The organism is Bradyrhizobium sp. U87765 SZCCT0048 (genome assembly GCF_018131225.1).
Classification (GTDB): domain Bacteria; phylum Pseudomonadota; class Alphaproteobacteria; order Rhizobiales; family Xanthobacteraceae; genus Bradyrhizobium_A.
In genome coordinates, this window is the sequence record NZ_JAFCMM010000005.1 from 381,228 (window position 1) to 395,946 (window position 14,719).

The window sequence follows — 14,719 nt, forward strand, 5'->3', positions numbered from 1 at the left end:
GACAAGCGGACGCGCCGCGGCGCAGGGTTTCGCCGCGCCGCCTTGACAGCGGCGGAAGATCCGCGCCGCAGTTCCCGGCATGTCCGTACGCGGCGGTGCACAACTGCCGGACGGAGCAGCGCAGCATTTGACGCCGCGACGGAATTTCAGTTTTGTCGTCCGGACCGCCGGTTGCGGCTCGTCCCGTCATCCGCTCCGAAACAGGGCCGTCGTCTTGCGTTTGTACCGTCGTTCTCTTCGCATCGTCCCGCTGATCGTCGCCGTGCTCAGCGTCGCGATCGACTCCGTGCCCGCGTCCGCCGACATGTCGAAGGACACCTCGACCAGCGCCGGCTCGTTCTTCGCCGCCGCGTTGCTGTGCGAGGGGCACGATCGCATCCCGCAGGGACAGACGAAGCAATTGATGAAGGACCTCGAACCTTACCTGTCGCCGCGCAACAAGAGCTGGATGCAGGAAGGCTTCGAGCGCGGCCTGAAGGACCAGTCGGTGTTCATTCCCAAGAGCGGATGGGTGAAGCTGACATCGGACGAGGCCGAGTGCTACCGCGTCCAGGGCGTGCTCGACGACTACCGCTCGCAGATCAACGAGTAGCGACCGCAGCCGGCGAGGTGGCTGCCTGCCGGCGCTCAGGATTCCAACCAGACGGCAGGCGGCGTCGACACGCGACGTCGCGCCATTCAGGATGCATGCGTCAGAACGCGTGCGTGAGACGCCGTGCGTGTTGCCCGCGCGCGATCAGCGCCACAGACCGTACTTCGCCCACTCGGCTTCGGGGATCAGCTTGCCGGTCTTGTAGGTGAACGACGTCACCTTCATGTGATCGGGCGTGGTGACGCAGCTGTAGGACAGCTCATACCAGCGGCCGTGGCTGCGGAACGCGCCGCCGGTGGTGTTGACCGAGTTGGCGGTGCGCTTCGGCGTCGAGATCACTTCCGCCTTGGCGCGGTCGGGATGATAGGGGCTGGCGTCCTGGTCGATGCGGCGCATCGCCTCGTAGTCGCAGACCTGGTCCATCCGCGTGTCCGGATCGAGCTTCCTGAGGCTGGCGTAGAAGCGTGGATCGCCCTGGCTGCCATTGGCGAAGGCGGCGCAAGCGAAGGGGATGGCGAGAAGGCAGGCGAGAAGACAGGATTTCAAGATCGGAACCCGGGCAGCAGGAGGTGGAGGGACGAGGCGGGCGGCATTGGCCTTGCGGCACGAATGCGACGCGCGCAAGGCAGATGCCACACAGACTGTGGATGCCGCCTCGCCCGGCGAGTGGCCCCCGCGCCCGCAAGCGCGTGTCCGCCGCACCCCTCGGGGCGCTTGTCCCGTCGCTGTGATCGCCGCGCACCGCCGGCGGCGATGCGCGGGTGTGATCGTCGCGGCTCAGCGCTTGCGGCCGATGTCGCCCCAGGTCGGCGCACGGGCCGCGGGCGCGGCGGCGGCGACGCCGGGGGTGGATGGCGGATCGAACAGCTGGCACGCCGGCAGCGTCTTGACGTCGAGCTTGCTGACCTGGTCCCACGTCTTCGCCGGATCGGGCTTGATCATCGCGAAGTCGGTGTAGTTCTGGCTGACGAACGGCGCATTGGCCGGCGGCAGCGGATAGCCCGAGAAGTAGAACGACTGCGGATGGCGATAGGGCTTAGCCTTGTGATCGACGCGGTCCGGCGTTTCCTTGCTGTCGAAAGCGTAGCCGAACATGATCCAGTTGTTGGTGGTCGGCACCGGCTTGACGCCGGTCTGCATCGGCTTGCCGGTGGCGGCGTCGACCCAGAACGAATAGCCCTGGACGCGGAAGTCGAGCTGCGCGCTGTCGCTCCTGGCGTAGGGCAGGTGGCTGATGAAATCCGTGCGCGGCGGATGGTTGAGCGGCGAGAACAGGCACACCGGCGGCATGTCCTTCGGCCGGTCCTCCTTGTAGGTGACGAAGAACGCGACGTCGCCGAGCGAGATGAACGAGCAGGTAAAGGTGTTGGGGATCGGGAAGATCGGCAGGCAGCGTTTCTCGTAGTGCTCCATCATCGCGCCTTCGCCGGTCGTCCCGCGCCAGGTGCTGTCGTAGTAGGTCGCGCCGCGGGATTCCTCGTAGTCGACGCCGCGCTTGAGCTCGCGTGGCGGCTCGCGGTCATAGGGCGGCGGATACTGTGTCAGCAGTTTGGTGTTGAACACGCGGAACATGCGCCAGTGCGAGCTCCAGTACGTCGGATAGAACGGATCTGTCGGCTCGCCCGGGCCGCGCTTGTAGACGCAGCTGGGATCGGCGCAGGGGCTGTCGGACGGCGGATTGTGTACGCCGTAGGTCTGGTAGACCTGCGCGGCGGCGGGCGTCGCGCCAGCGGCGGCGAGCAGCAGTGCGGCGGCGAGCGCGGGAATGGCGCGGCGAAGACGGTGATCCATGACGGGGCTCCTCGACGAGGCCGGATATCGCGGCGGGATGGGCGAGGCCGCCGGCGGTGAACGCCGGCGGGCATTGTGATCGAGATCGTCAGACGCCGGTGCGCGGCGGCCGCTCCGGCCCCGACGCGGTGATGTATTCGAAGCTCGGGCCGACGGTGGCGCCGCCGAGGCCGGGGATCGGCGTCGTCATCAGGCGCGGCGCGGTGACCTTGAGCTCGTACATCAGGCCCATGACGTCGTTGATGGTCTCGGGCCGGCCGTTGAACGTCTCGTGCAGCGCGTTGAGCAGGTTGCTGTAGCTCAGCGCGAACTCGCGGATGCGCTCGCCGGCGAGGCTGTCGGCGGGGAAGTCGGCGATCTTGCAGTTGCTCTTGATCGGATGGACCCCGGCGGGGTCGAACGGCACCGCCTTGCCGCCATAGGCATAGCCGTTCGGCGTCTGGATCAGCTCGCGGCCCGCGGCGATCTCGCCGAACTTGTAGTAGTGGGCGGGATCGCCGGGACTCTGGAACGGATCGGTCGATGTGCCCTCGCCCTGGTCGACGATGATGTCGATGCCGGCGCAGGCGCTGCGCACGTCGACGATGGGAAACAGCTCGGCCGGCGGAAACCAGCTCAGCATCTGCTTGTCGGGACCGACCTTGAAGATGCCGTCGCCGAGTTCGTGGAGCTTGTCCTTCACTGCGGCATAGAACTCGCCGATGGTGGCGTAGGCCGGCAGCGCCAGTGTCGTGCGATCCTTCACCGGGATCGGATGCTCCGGCTCCTCGATGGTCATGAAGATCTTGCGCACCAGCTCGATCGAGAACGGCGCGATGCCGACCTCGAAGCCGGCGCCGCCGATCGACATCGGCAGTGGCCCGGGGTAGGTCGGCACGAAGCCGGGGACGTTGATCGCCGGATGCCCCTCGATCGCGATCAGGATGTTGGCGGCGATGCTCATGTGCAGCATCTCCTCCACCACGATCGAGCGGATCAGCCGCCCGATGCGGTCGTTGACGCCGGGCGTCAGCGACAGCATCGCCGTGAGATAGGGCGGGATGGTGGCGTGTTCGAGCTTGATCGCCTGCTGCAGGTAGTCATGCAGGTCCGACGCCTGCCGCGCGTTGCGGACGCCGTCGACGAGTGCGCGCTGAATGCGGATCATGACATCCTCCTGATGATGCCGCGCACCTTCAGCTCCATCAGCACCGCGGTCTTGCCCTGCTGCTGGATCGGATGGAGGTCGAGCTTGACCGGCGCCATGGTCGACAGCGGCGCGATGCTGCGCGCCCTGGGCGCGGGGGCGCCCTTCAGCGGCAGGCCGTCGGGACCCTTCTGCGTCATCCAGCGCAGGATGATCTCGCGCCGTCCGGCGGACAGGTCGCGCGTCACCGGCATGTGGTTGGGGTCCTCCGCCGGCAGGCGGAAGGCGAACTCCAGGATCTTGAGGTTGTGGACCACGGTGTCGTAGTCGTCGATGCGGAACAGCCGCTTGCTCATGATCGGGTAGAGGTTGGCGTATTGCTGCATGATCGGCTGCACGTCGCCGAACCAGGTCGGATGCTCGGGCACGTCGACCGGGCTGAACACCAGCACGCTGGTGAAATTGAACGGATCCTGCACCGCGTTCGCAGGCTCGTCGGCGAGCGCGTAGCCGACGCCGTAGAGCTGGCCGTCGATGTAGCCGCGCGGCACCGGCGGATCGAGCCGCGCCGCCGTGATCGCCAGTTCGGCGCGGCCGTCGCGGTCGGTCTCCAGATTTGGCCGGAAGCCGACGCCGTTCGGCGGCACCATGACGTCCGGGGTCGGCACGCTCGGCGGGCCGCCGCCGCCGGTGGCGCCGAGCAGGCCCTGCGTCGGCGCGCAATTGATGACCGCGCCGGCATACGGCTCGCCATAGCGGGTGGCGTAGAGGTCGATCGCCTGGGTCTCGCCGGGCTCGAGGCGGTACACGAAATTGTCGGCGCGCAGGAACAGTCCGGCAAGGGTTTCCTGGGCCAGCACGGTGTAGAGGTCGCTGCCCGCGGGCTGCAGCAGCAGCAACGGCCGCTCGCCGATCAGCACCGCCGCGTCGGGGTTGGCGGCGTAGCTGAAGTCCTGGATGCCGCCCATGGTGTTGAACCACGCCGGCTCCTGGTACCTGACCGCGCCGAGCACCACGACTTGCGACTGGGTCACCTGGGTCAGCAGGCTCGGCGTGTCGTCGCGCAGCACGGCGAGATAGACCGGGCCGAAATTGGCGATGTGGCCGCCGGCATTGACGATCTGGAAGCAGTTGCTGAAGTCGGCGGTGACGACGCGGCGGTCGCGGTCGACCTTGCACACCGACCAGTCGACATAGTTCGGCGGCGGATTGTTCGGCGCCGGAATGCTCGGCGCCAGCTGCCGGCCGCGCGCGAAGCGGCGCGGCTCGCCGCGGCGATAGGGCCCGATGCAGCCGACCAGCTTGCCATAGGTGTAGCGCGGGATTGTCGGGTCGCGGCCATAGCCGAACGCGCTGAAGGTGATCGACAGGCTGTCGTCCTCGCAGACGTCGCGCAGGCGGTGCAGCACCTCCGAGTGCGGCAGCTCGCCCCAGCGCAGCCGCGCCACGGTGGAGCGGAACGCGGCGGCGAGCGTCTGGTCGGACGGCAGGCCGCTCTGCTGGCGCTGCCACAGATTGAAGAACGGCCCCGGCGTGTAGTCGCCCGCGAACGCCGCCGCGGTGCCGCCGTCGGTCAGGCGCACCTTCATGCCCCAGATCTCCGAGCACATCTGCTGCTGGGGGTCGAGGTCGGCGAGCTTGCCGAAGACATGGCTGTCGGCGTTCTCCAGCGCCATGCCGATCACCGGATCGGCGGCAGCGTCGGTGATCCAGCGATCCGCGAGCGCCGCGGCGGTGATCTTGCAGTCGACGAAACGGAAGAAGCCCGTGCCGTCCGGATTCCAGCCACCGCCGTTGGAGCCGGGCTCCTGGTAGGAGGGCTGGAACGCGGCGTTGTCGTAATAGGCGACGGTGTTGTTGATGGTGGAGACGTCCACCTGGAAGCTGCCCGTGAAACACAGGCGCGGCAGGTCGAGATAGCTCACGGCTCTCCCCTCTGGTCACGACCGGTCGCGGGCGGCGATCGGTCCGGAAACGGTCAGCGGTGGTGTGGCGCGGTCAGCAGCGGCGGCAATGGAACGATCGAGCAATGGCAGTGGTGCAGCAATGGCAGTGATCGTGATCGAGTGATGGAGCGGCGGCCTCGGCAAATGCCGCGGCGTCGAAATCAGGGTGCTGGCAACGAACAGACATCGGGAGTGAGCACATCAGGCGCGGACAATCAGAAAAAAGAAAACCAGAGCGAGAAAATCAGAAATACGGAAATCAGAAATACGAAATGCGACAATCGCAATGGACGGGTCAACGCCCCGCAGCGGCACCAAAACCGCAACAATCACACGTGCAACAATGATCGTGTCATGCAAACAGCGCGAGAAACAATGCCGCCGCTCGCGCCGACGATGCGAAGCTAGTCCGCGTCCCGCCGGCCGTCAAGCAGCGGCCATGTCGCGGGTGAAAGTTTGCGGAGGTTTGCAAAAAGTTGGCAGCGTGTTGTCGCCGCCTGCACATCGACCGGGCACCGTGCGCGGCGATGTCGGCACCAGCGGCGTCCGCGCCGCTAGTCGCCGAACTGGAAGCGCGCGAAGCGGTCGAGCTCCTCCTCGATGCGGCGCTTGAGTTCGCGGCGCGGACCCTTGTCGAGCCAGGTCCACTGTTGCATCAGGAGTTTGCGTTTGGCGCGGTCGGCCTTGAGGTCGATGGCGGCGACGATGCGGTCGCCGGCCAGCACCGGCAGGGCGAAGTAGCCGAGCTTGCGCTTCTCCTTGGGCACATAGGCCTCGAAGCGGTGGTCGTGGTCGAACAGCAGGTGGGTGCGCTTGCGCTGGATGGTCAGCGGATCGAACGGCGACAGCAGGTGGACGAGATCGGTCGGCGCATGCCGCTGTTCCAGCGCTTGCGGCGTCACCCAGTGCTCGTGCCTGCCGCCATCCTCGATCGCCACCGGCAGCAGTTCGCCGCGGCGCATTCGCGTCTCGATCAGCTTGCGCACCGCCGCCTTGCGCGGCGCGTCGAGATGGCAGATCGAATCGAGACTGACGACGCCCTGGGTGCGCAGCGCGCGGTCGAGGCGGTAGGCGGTGATCTCGGCCTCGCTCGCGGCCTTCGGCGCGCGGTCCCAGCCGAAGTGCCGCGGCGTCAGGTCGTAGGTCTTGAGCATGCCGTCGCGGGCGCTGACCGTCACGGTGCCGCCATAGAAGGCACGCTGCAGCGCGCGCTTCGACGGCTTTCGGCTCGCCCAGGGATGGATCTTGTCGACCAGCACGTCGTCGTCGATGTCGCGGATGGTGAGGGGGCCGCCGTTGCGCAGCAGCGTCATCACCTTGCGGGTGTCGGCCGGCGTCACGCTGGTGAACCACTGGGCGGGGGTGCGGCGGTGTTCGCGCATCGCCGGCAGGAAGAATCTGAGATCCGCGGTCGGCACATAGGACAGCGCATGGGTCCAGTATTCGAACACGCTCTTGTCGTGGCTCTGCGCCTGCACGAGATCGGCGCGGCGGTAGGACGGGATGCGGCTGAACAGGATGTGGTGGTGGCTGCGCTCGATGACGTTGATGGTATCGATCTGGACATAGCCGAGATGGGCGACCGCCGCCGCGGTGGCCGCTGGCCCGTCGCCGAACGGGGCTGATGTGTCGAGGCGCTGGGCGTGCAGCCAGATGCGGCGGGCCTGCGCCTTGTCGAGGGGATGGGGTGTGCGGGCGGATGGCATGGCGCCATGCTAGCGCAGATTCGCCGGCCGCAGCGTGGCGTGCGCATCAGCGGAGGCATGCGCGGCGCTTATGCCGCGCCTATGAAATCGACTGCCGCGTCCCCTCGAAAGCCGGCGCGGCGGCGGCCATTGTCACAGACATGCGCAAGCCGACGCCGGCGTGGCCGCGGCCATGGCGGCCGGCGTCGCGGGGCCGCCGCACCGCTCCGGTTCCAGTGGATGCGGTGCGGCCGGCGCGCATCGCGAACCTTTTCGCGGACCTTTGGGCGGCGCCGCGCGTTGACCTCCCGTCGCAGGGGCGATCGCGTGACGTCCGACAGACAAGCCGGACCGGGACAAGCGAGGCCTGCATGAACGAGCTCTCACCGCTGGCCGCCGAGCGGCAGATCATCGAGACGCTGGTGCGGCTGACGTCGCCGCCGGCGCGCCGCCATGTGGTGGTCTGTGGCGACGATGGCCTGTGCGCGGCGCTGGTCGCTGGTGGCGTCCATGCCTCGCTCGTCTCCGACGACGGGGGCCGCGGCGGTCATGCCGTCGGCATCGTCGGCGGTGCGCGCTCGCGCGATGCGCTGGCGGGATCGATCGCGCGGATCATGCCGTGCCTGGCGGAAGCTGCGACGGTGGCCGTGGTGATCGCCGGCGATTGCGGCGGCCTCGGGCCCCAGGCGGGCGCGCTGCTGGCGCCGTTCGGCTTTCGCATCGATGCCGGGGTGCGCTGCGCCCGGGCCCTCGTGCTGTCAGCCCATCGCGGCGCCGCGGCGGCGATGGCGGCCGCGGCGTAAGATCGACGGATCGTCAGAGGCTTGTCGCCAACAGACTTGTCGTCAACAGGCTTGTCGTTAGCAGACTTGTCGTCAACAGGCCTGGTCGAGAGGCTTGCCGTTAGACGGCGAGGGCGCCTCGACCGCCGGCGCAGTTACTGCGCCGGCTTCGGCGTGCTGGCCGCCACCTGGACGTCGTCGAATACGCAGGTGCGCCAGTCATTGCTCGGGCAGTCCGCCGGCCAGCCGCCGCCGAGCGCCATGAACAGCGCTGCGGTGTCCGACAGGCGATTGGCGTCGGCCTGCACGCGGGCGATCGCGGTGTTGAAATAGGCTTGCTGGGCGTTGAGCAGGGTCACCTGGTTGATCTGGCCCAGCGCGAGCTGCTTCTGCACGATGTCGAGGCTCGCCCTGGCGGCATTCTCGGCCTTGATCGCCGCCTGCACCGAGCGGGCGTCGGCCTGCAGGCTGCGCAGCGCGTCGGCGACGTTCTGCATCGCGGTGATCACCGCCTGGCGGTACTGCGCCTCGGCCTGCTCCAGGCCGGCCTCCGCGGCCTTCTGCTTGTGGTACAGCGTCATGCCGTCGAACACGGTCTGGGTGGCGCTCGCCGCCACGGTGTAGAACAGCGTGCTTGGCGTGAACATCGCAGCGAACGAGGGCGCCGCAACGCCGGGATTGGCCGAGAGGGTGATGTTCGGCAGCCGCGCGGCGACGGCGACGCCGACCTGGGCGCTGGCGGCGTGCACCGCCGCTTCCGCCGCGCGCACATCCGGGCGCCGGCGCACCATGGTGCCGGGCAGGCTGACCGGCAGGTTGGCCGGCAGCGTCAGGCGCTGCAGGTCGAATTTCTGCAACACCTCGTCGGCGGAAAACTGCCCGGCGAGCGCGGTCAGGAGGTCGCGCTGCACCGCCAGTTGCTTCTGCAGCGGCGGCAGCGCCTGCTCGGCCTGCGCCAGCAGCGTCTCCTGGGTCAGCACGTCGACCTGGGCGATCTGGCCGGCATTGAACTGGTTCTTGAGGATGCCGAGAATGTCGCGCGCGATCTTGATCAGGCGCTGGGTGGCGGCGATCTGGCCGCGCAGCGAGGCTTCCTGGATCGCCGCGGTGACGACGTTGGCGGTCAGCGTCAGGTAGGCCGCCTCGAGCTGGAACTGGGCCTGCTCGGTCTGGGCGTCGAGGCTCTCGACCGCGCGCCGGTTGCCGCCCCAGATGTCGGGTGTGAAGCTGACGTTGAGCTGGGCGGTGTGCAGCGAGTATCGCACCTGATCCTGCTGGGGCGTCGTCGCCAGCTGCTGGTCGGTGCCGGTGTAGTTGATGCCGAGCTGCGGCAGGAACAGGCCGCGCTGCGCCAGCGCATTGAACTGGGCGACGCGGATCGCGGCTTCCGCCGACTGCAGCGATGGATTGTGATCGACCGACAGGCGGATCAGGTCGTTGAGCGGCCGGGAGCGGAACGCGGCCCACCAGCGCGTCGGAATGTCGGCTCCGTTGGCGAAGCGCTGGCCGGAGATGCGTGGTCCGCCCTCTGCGCTGCGCGGCGAGGTCAGCGCCTCCGGCGTGTAGCCGGCGACGTCCGGCGTCGGCGGCGAGGCGAAGTTCGGGCCGACGGCGCAGCCGGCGAGCATCAGTCCGCCGGCGCAGGCACTCAGGCCGGCCAGCCGGCGCAGGCGACGGCGAACCGTGCGCGCCGAGGGAAGGGAAGGGGCTCCGAGGTTACGCATCGATCATTCCCCTCAGTGCGCCGCTTCCGGCGGCGCGGCCGCCGGTTCCCGGTGCGCGGACGCGTCGCGCGACAGGAAGATCTTGCGCAGCGCCGGCGCCACCACCAGCAGCAGCAATGGGCCGATGAACATGCCGCCGACGACGACGGTGGCGAGCGGCCGCTGCACCTGGCTTCCGATACCATGGGACAGCGCCGCCGGGAACAGGCCGACGCCCGCCGACAGCGCGGTCATCAACATCGGCCGCATGCGCTGTTCCGAGCCGTTGAACACCGCTTCGGCGATGCTCATGCCGGAGGCGCGCAGCTCGCGGAAGTAGGTGATGTTGAGAATGCCGTCCATCACCGCGACGCCGAACAGCGAGATGAAGCCGATCGCCGCCGAGATGCTGAAGTCGAGGCCGGCGAGATACAGCGCGATCAGGCCGCCGCCGATCGCGAAGGGAATGCCGGCGAGCGCCAGCAGGCTGTCGCGCATCGAGTTGAACAGGCCGTACAGCAGCACGAAGATCAGCAGCAGCGTGATCGGCACCACCACCACCAGCCGCGCCTTGGCGGCCTGCAGGTTGTCGAACTCGCCGGACCAGATCAGGCGGTAGCCGCTCGGCAGCTGGACCGCGTCGGTGACGCGCTGCTGCGCCTCCGCGACGGTGCTGCCGAGGTCGCGGCCGCGCACGCTGAACTTGATCGGGATGTAGCGCTGGCTGCGCTCGCGGTAGATGAAGGAGGCGCCGGTGTCCAGCGAGATGGTGGCGAGCTCGCTGAGCGGGATGTAGGCGTTGGTGCCGGCCGGGGTCTGGTAGGCGACCTTGATGTCGCGCACCGCGTCGATGCTGGTGCGGAACTTGGGATCGAGGCGGACCACGACGCCGAAGGTGCGGTCGCCTTCCAGCACGGTGGTGGCGCTGGTGCCGGCGAGCGCCGCCTGCACCACGGTGTTGACGTCGCCGGTGTTGAGGCCGTAGCGCGCCGCCTTTTCGCGGTCGATCCTGATGTTGAGGTTGGGCTGGCCGAGCAGGCGGAAGATGCCGAGGTCGGCGACGCCGTTGACCTTGGCCATCTCCGCCTCGATCTGCACCGCGAGCTTTTCCAGCATCTCGAGGTTGGGGCCGATGACCTTGACCGAGTTGGCGCCCTTCACGCCGGACAGCGCTTCCTCGACGTTGTCCTGGATGTACTGCGAGAAGTTGAACTCGACGCCGGGCAGTTCGGCGGCGAACTCCTGCTGCAGCTCCTCGGTGAGCTTTTCCTTGGTCAGGCCCTTGGGCCACTGGTCGAACGGCTTGATCGGCGCGAACAGCTCGACATTGGAGAACGCCGAGGCGTCGCTGCCGTTGTCGGGGCGGCCATGCTGCGACACCACGGTGATGACCTCGGGATGGCGCAGCAGGATCTCGCGCATCTTGGCGACGTAGGGCTTGCCGGCATCCAGCGACATGGTCGGCGGCATCGCCGCGCGGATCCAGAAGTTGCCTTCTTCCAGCGCCGGCAGGAATTCGCTGCCGAGGCGGCTGGCGCACAGGCCGCTGAGCGCCAGGAAGATGCCGCCGGCGGCGACCGCGATCTTGGCGTGGTCGAGCGACCAGCGCAGCACGGGGGTGTAGAACGCGCGCAGCTTGCGCACGATGAAGGTCTCGACCTCCTCGATGTCGTGCTTCATCAGCAGCGACGCCAGCACCGGGGTGACGGTGAAGGTGGCGAGCAGCGCGCCGGCCAGCGCATAGCCGTAGGTGCGGGCCATCGGGCCGAAGATCTGGCCCTCGACGCCCTGCATGGTGAACAGCGGCACGAACGCGGTGACGGTGATGGCGGCAGTGAAGAACACCGCCTTGTCGACCTGCAGCGCGCTGACGAAGATCATGCGCAGCCGGTCGGTCCATGCCGGGGTCGAACCGTCGCCGCCGGTCTTCGACGTCGGATCGGGGCCCCAGTAGCCTTCGGCGAGATGCTTGAGCACGCGCAGGCGGTTCTCGGGCGCGGACTGGAAGTTGCGGAAGATGTTTTCCATCATGATGACGGCGGAATCGACGATGATGCCGAAGTCCACCGCGCCGAGGGACAAGAGGTTGGCGTCCTCGCCCTGCAGCACCAGGATGATGATGGCAAAGAACAGCGCGAACGGGATGTTGGCGCTGACGATCAATGCGCTGCGCAGGTCGCCGAGAAAGATCCACTGGATCATGAACACCAGGATGCAGCCGAAGATCAGGTTGTGCAGCACGGTGTGGGTGGTGACGTTGACCAGCGAGGAGCGGTCGTAATAGTTCACGATCTTGACGCCGGGCGGCAGGCTGCCGTCGCTGTTGAGCTTGGCGACCTCCTCCTCGACCTTCGGAATGATGTCGTTGGTGTGCTGGGTGCGCCCCATCACCACGATGGCCGCGGCAACGTCGTTGTCCTTGTCGCGGCCGGCGATGCCGAGCCTCGGCACCGAGCCGACCGTGACCTTGGCGACGTCCTTGATCTGGATCGGAAGGCCGGCGGACTGGGTCAGCACCACGTTCTCGATGTCGCGGACGCGGTAGCCCTGCGTGACGTCGTCGGCGCCGCCGGAATCGATCAGGCCGATGCCGCGGATGTTGACCGACTGCTGGCCGATCGCGATCTCGCGGCCGCCGACATTGATGTTGGCGTTGCCGAGCGCCTGCACCAGCTGCGGCACCGTGATGTTGTAGGCCTCCAGCTTCTGCAGGTCGGCCTCGACGCTGAACTGCTTGGTGGTGCCGCCCCAGGCGTTGATCTGCACCACGCCGGGAATGGTCATCAGCCGCCGCGCCACGACGTAGTCCTGCAGCGTGCGCAGGTTGGTCAGGCCGAAGTTCGGCGGGCCGACCAGCTCATAGCGGTAGATCTCGCCGACGAGGCTCGACTGCTGGATGGTCGGCACGAGGTTGTTGGGCAGCGTGATGTTCTGCTGGATCGAGTTCGCCGCCTGGGTCAGCGCGAAGTAGTAGTCGACGCCGTAGCGGAAGGTGACGCGCACGAACGACAGGCCGTAGAACGAGGTCGAGCGGATGTTGACGACGCCCGGCGTCGGGTAGAGGCCGACCTCCATGGGGATGGTGTAGTACTTCTCCATCTCCTCGGCGGACAGGCCCGGCGCCTGCGCCGTGATCTCCAGGATCACCGGGGCCGGGTTGGGATAGGCCTCGATGTTGAGCTTGCTGAAGGCGACGATGCCGGCGGCGCAGAACACAGCCAGTCCCAGCACGATGATCGCGCTGCGGGTCAGACCGAACTCGATGAGGCTCTTGATCAAGGCGGCGTACTCTCAAAAGGCGGCTGGGCGGCGGAGCGCGAGGTCGCAGGGACCTGCGCGCCGCCGGCGGCACCGGAGGACTGGCCGGCGCGCGCCCCACGATGGGAAGCGCACGAGGCGGCTCGCCGCAGTCATGGCGATCCGCCCGGCCGGTCAGCCGGTGACGGCAGTGGCGAATTTGTTGCTGAGGAAGATCGCCCCCGTGGTTGCAATCAGTTCCCCCGGATTCAGTCCCTCGACGACCTGGCGAAAGCCATCCTGCTCCAGGCCGATCTTGACGGTGCGGCGCGCGAAGCGGCGGCGGTCGCTGGTCACCCACACCGTCATGGTGCCGTCGCCCTCGCGCACGATGGCGGCGAGCGGCACGGCCGGCGACTGCTGCGGGGCGGCGACCTCGATGGTGAAGCGGGCCAGCATGCCGGCGCGCAGCAGGTGCTGGGGATCGTCGATCACCGAGCGCACGAGCTGGCGGTGCGAGCCCGGATCGATGTTGAGGCCAAGCGTCGAGACGCGGCCGCGGAACACGGTGTCGGGATAGGCCGGCACGCGCACCTCGACCGCCTGGCCGAGCTTGTAGGCCGGCGCGTCGCTCTCGATGACATTGGCGATCATCCACATGGTGGAGATGTCGGCGAGCGCGTAGGGCGCGGGCGCGGCGCCGGGCTGAACATAGAGCCCCGGCGCGGCATTGCGGCTGATGATGCGGCCGGTGATCGGGCTCGGCACGATCAGGATGGAATCGACCTTGCGGTCGTTGAGAATGCGGTCGATCTCGGCCTCGGACTTGCCGAAGATGCGCACGGCGTCGCGGGCGGCCTTGAAGTTGCCCTCGGCGGTCTGCTGGTCGGAGGTTGCCTGGTCGACGTCCTTCTGGGCGCCGCCACCGGCTTTCAACAGCTGCTTGACGCGGTTGAGGGTGCGGGTCTGCAATTCCAGCACGCCGGCGGTCGCCAGCAGGTTGGACTCGGCATTGAGCAGGTCGGGGCTGTCGATGGTGAACAGCGGCTCGCCCTTCTTCACCTCGTCGCCGACGTTGTAATAGGTGTCGACGATCCGCCCGGCGTTCGGGGTGAAGGCCTGCACCAGCATGTTCTGGTTGAAGTCGATCGAGCCGACGGCGTTCTTCAACACCTTGAATTCGCGGCTGTCGGCCGGGGCGACGGCGAAGCCCGCCGCCTGCTGTTCGGTGACCTCGACGATCTGCCTGGCGATATCGACCGAGCTCTTGCCGTCCGTCTGCTGAGCCCTGGCGACCGGGGCGTCGCCGCCGCGCAGGGCGAGCCATGCCCCGACGACGCAGACTGCGACGACGGCCCCCGCGCCGATGCCGATCGACGGCTTAAGACGAAACGGCATGAAAGCGATCTCCCGAAGTCAATTTCGCCGGCTGAATTCTGTGCAAAACCATTAAGATAGGCTGGCCATTCGACAGGCCGCCCGGCCGCCGGGAACTCGTTAGCAAGGCCAGCTTACACCCACCTTACAGGGCCCGTCCCCAGACCGGATTCGATGCCGGGCCTCGTTCGCTCATGCCCGCTCGCGCCGAGAACCGCAAGGGCTCTGGGCGCGGGCGGACGGGGGATGAACAAGCCTGAGCAGGGGTGTGACCCGCAGGTCACGTCCGCGGGCGGCGGTCAGGGCGTGACCGGCCAGCGCGGCTCCCGGGGGCCGCCATAATAGCGCAACTGGTCGTTGCTGATGGACGACGTCCCGAGCGGAATGCCGTCGCTGACACAGCCCGCCAGCAGGGCGGCGAGTGTCGTGGCGAGGAGGAGCAGGCCGAGGCGACGAGATGACGGTTTCATGACGATTCCC

11 protein-coding genes are annotated in these 14,719 nt (G+C 67.9%); 2 read left to right on the forward strand and 9 right to left on the reverse strand.

The features are described from left to right. The first annotated feature begins 214 nt into the window (after positions 1 to 214). A complete protein-coding gene (locus JQ639_RS28450; protein WP_249122831.1) occupies positions 215 to 592 on the forward strand; it encodes a hypothetical protein in 378 nt (125 codons plus the stop codon). A gap of 144 nt (positions 593 to 736) precedes the next feature. Here the strand turns inward: JQ639_RS28450 and JQ639_RS28455 are convergent, their stop codons facing one another. From JQ639_RS28455 to JQ639_RS28475, 5 genes are all read right to left on the reverse strand, one after another. Further along, positions 737 to 1,138 (reverse strand): DUF930 domain-containing protein, encoded by a 402-nt coding sequence (locus tag JQ639_RS28455; protein WP_211962718.1) that lies wholly within the window; start codon positions 1,136 to 1,138, stop codon positions 737 to 739. Between the two features lie 231 nt (positions 1,139 to 1,369). After that, complete coding sequence (locus JQ639_RS28460; RefSeq protein ID WP_211962720.1) at positions 1,370 to 2,383, reverse strand: hypothetical protein; 1,014 nt, start codon at positions 2,381 to 2,383, stop codon at positions 1,370 to 1,372. A gap of 88 nt (positions 2,384 to 2,471) precedes the next feature. Then, positions 2,472 to 3,530 (reverse strand): ferritin-like domain-containing protein, encoded by a 1,059-nt coding sequence (locus JQ639_RS28465; RefSeq protein WP_211962722.1) that lies wholly within the window; start codon positions 3,528 to 3,530, stop codon positions 2,472 to 2,474. Beyond that, positions 3,527 to 5,434 (reverse strand): hypothetical protein, encoded by a 1,908-nt coding sequence (locus JQ639_RS28470; RefSeq protein ID WP_211962725.1) that lies wholly within the window; start codon positions 5,432 to 5,434, stop codon positions 3,527 to 3,529. Before JQ639_RS28470 ends, JQ639_RS28465 begins: the two co-directional genes overlap by 4 nt. A 575-nt stretch (positions 5,435 to 6,009) precedes the next feature. Further along, positions 6,010 to 7,161, reverse strand: a complete 1,152-nt coding sequence (locus JQ639_RS28475; protein WP_211962727.1) for a winged helix-turn-helix domain-containing protein — start codon at positions 7,159 to 7,161, stop codon at positions 6,010 to 6,012. A 350-nt stretch (positions 7,162 to 7,511) separates the two neighbouring features. Here JQ639_RS28475 and JQ639_RS28480 point away from each other — a divergent pair, with 350 nt between their 5' ends. Further along, positions 7,512 to 7,943: a hypothetical protein gene (locus JQ639_RS28480; protein ID WP_211962729.1), complete on the forward strand. Its 432-nt coding sequence runs from the start codon at positions 7,512 to 7,514 to the stop codon at positions 7,941 to 7,943. A 134-nt stretch (positions 7,944 to 8,077) separates the two neighbouring features. Here the strand turns inward: JQ639_RS28480 and JQ639_RS28485 are convergent, their stop codons facing one another. The 4 genes from JQ639_RS28485 to JQ639_RS28500 form a co-directional block, all read right to left on the reverse strand. After that, positions 8,078 to 9,646 carry an efflux transporter outer membrane subunit gene (locus JQ639_RS28485; protein WP_371744981.1) on the reverse strand — a complete coding sequence of 523 codons (1,569 nt, stop codon included), beginning with the start codon at positions 9,644 to 9,646 and terminating at the stop codon, positions 8,078 to 8,080. A 12-nt stretch (positions 9,647 to 9,658) separates the two neighbouring features. Beyond that, on the reverse strand, positions 9,659 to 12,904 hold the full coding sequence (locus JQ639_RS28490) for an efflux RND transporter permease subunit (RefSeq protein WP_211962731.1): 3,246 nt from the start codon (positions 12,902 to 12,904) through the stop codon (positions 9,659 to 9,661). A gap of 153 nt (positions 12,905 to 13,057) precedes the next feature. After that, positions 13,058 to 14,260 (reverse strand): efflux RND transporter periplasmic adaptor subunit, encoded by a 1,203-nt coding sequence (locus JQ639_RS28495; protein ID WP_211962732.1) that lies wholly within the window; start codon positions 14,258 to 14,260, stop codon positions 13,058 to 13,060. Positions 14,261 to 14,538: 278 nt separating this feature from the next. After that, positions 14,539 to 14,709 carry a hypothetical protein gene (locus tag JQ639_RS28500; RefSeq protein WP_211962734.1) on the reverse strand — a complete coding sequence of 57 codons (171 nt, stop codon included), beginning with the start codon at positions 14,707 to 14,709 and terminating at the stop codon, positions 14,539 to 14,541. Positions 14,710 to 14,719 lie beyond the last annotated feature (10 nt).

Excerpts from the sequence above, each read along its gene's own strand:
- JQ639_RS28480 (WP_211962729.1), top strand. The coding sequence starts at position 7,512 with ATGAACGAGCTCTCACCGCTGGCCGCCGAGCGGCAGATCATCGAGACG.
- JQ639_RS28465 (WP_211962722.1), bottom strand. The coding sequence starts at position 3,530 with ATGATCCGCATTCAGCGCGCACTCGTCGACGGCGTCCGCAACGCGCGG.
- JQ639_RS28485 (WP_371744981.1), bottom strand. The coding sequence starts at position 9,646 with ATGCGTAACCTCGGAGCCCCTTCCCTTCCCTCGGCGCGCACGGTTCGC.
- JQ639_RS28495 (WP_211962732.1), bottom strand. The coding sequence starts at position 14,260 with ATGCCGTTTCGTCTTAAGCCGTCGATCGGCATCGGCGCGGGGGCCGTC.
- JQ639_RS28460 (WP_211962720.1), bottom strand. The coding sequence starts at position 2,383 with ATGGATCACCGTCTTCGCCGCGCCATTCCCGCGCTCGCCGCCGCACTG.
- JQ639_RS28500 (WP_211962734.1), bottom strand. The coding sequence starts at position 14,709 with ATGAAACCGTCATCTCGTCGCCTCGGCCTGCTCCTCCTCGCCACGACA.
- JQ639_RS28475 (WP_211962727.1), bottom strand. The coding sequence starts at position 7,161 with ATGCCATCCGCCCGCACACCCCATCCCCTCGACAAGGCGCAGGCCCGC.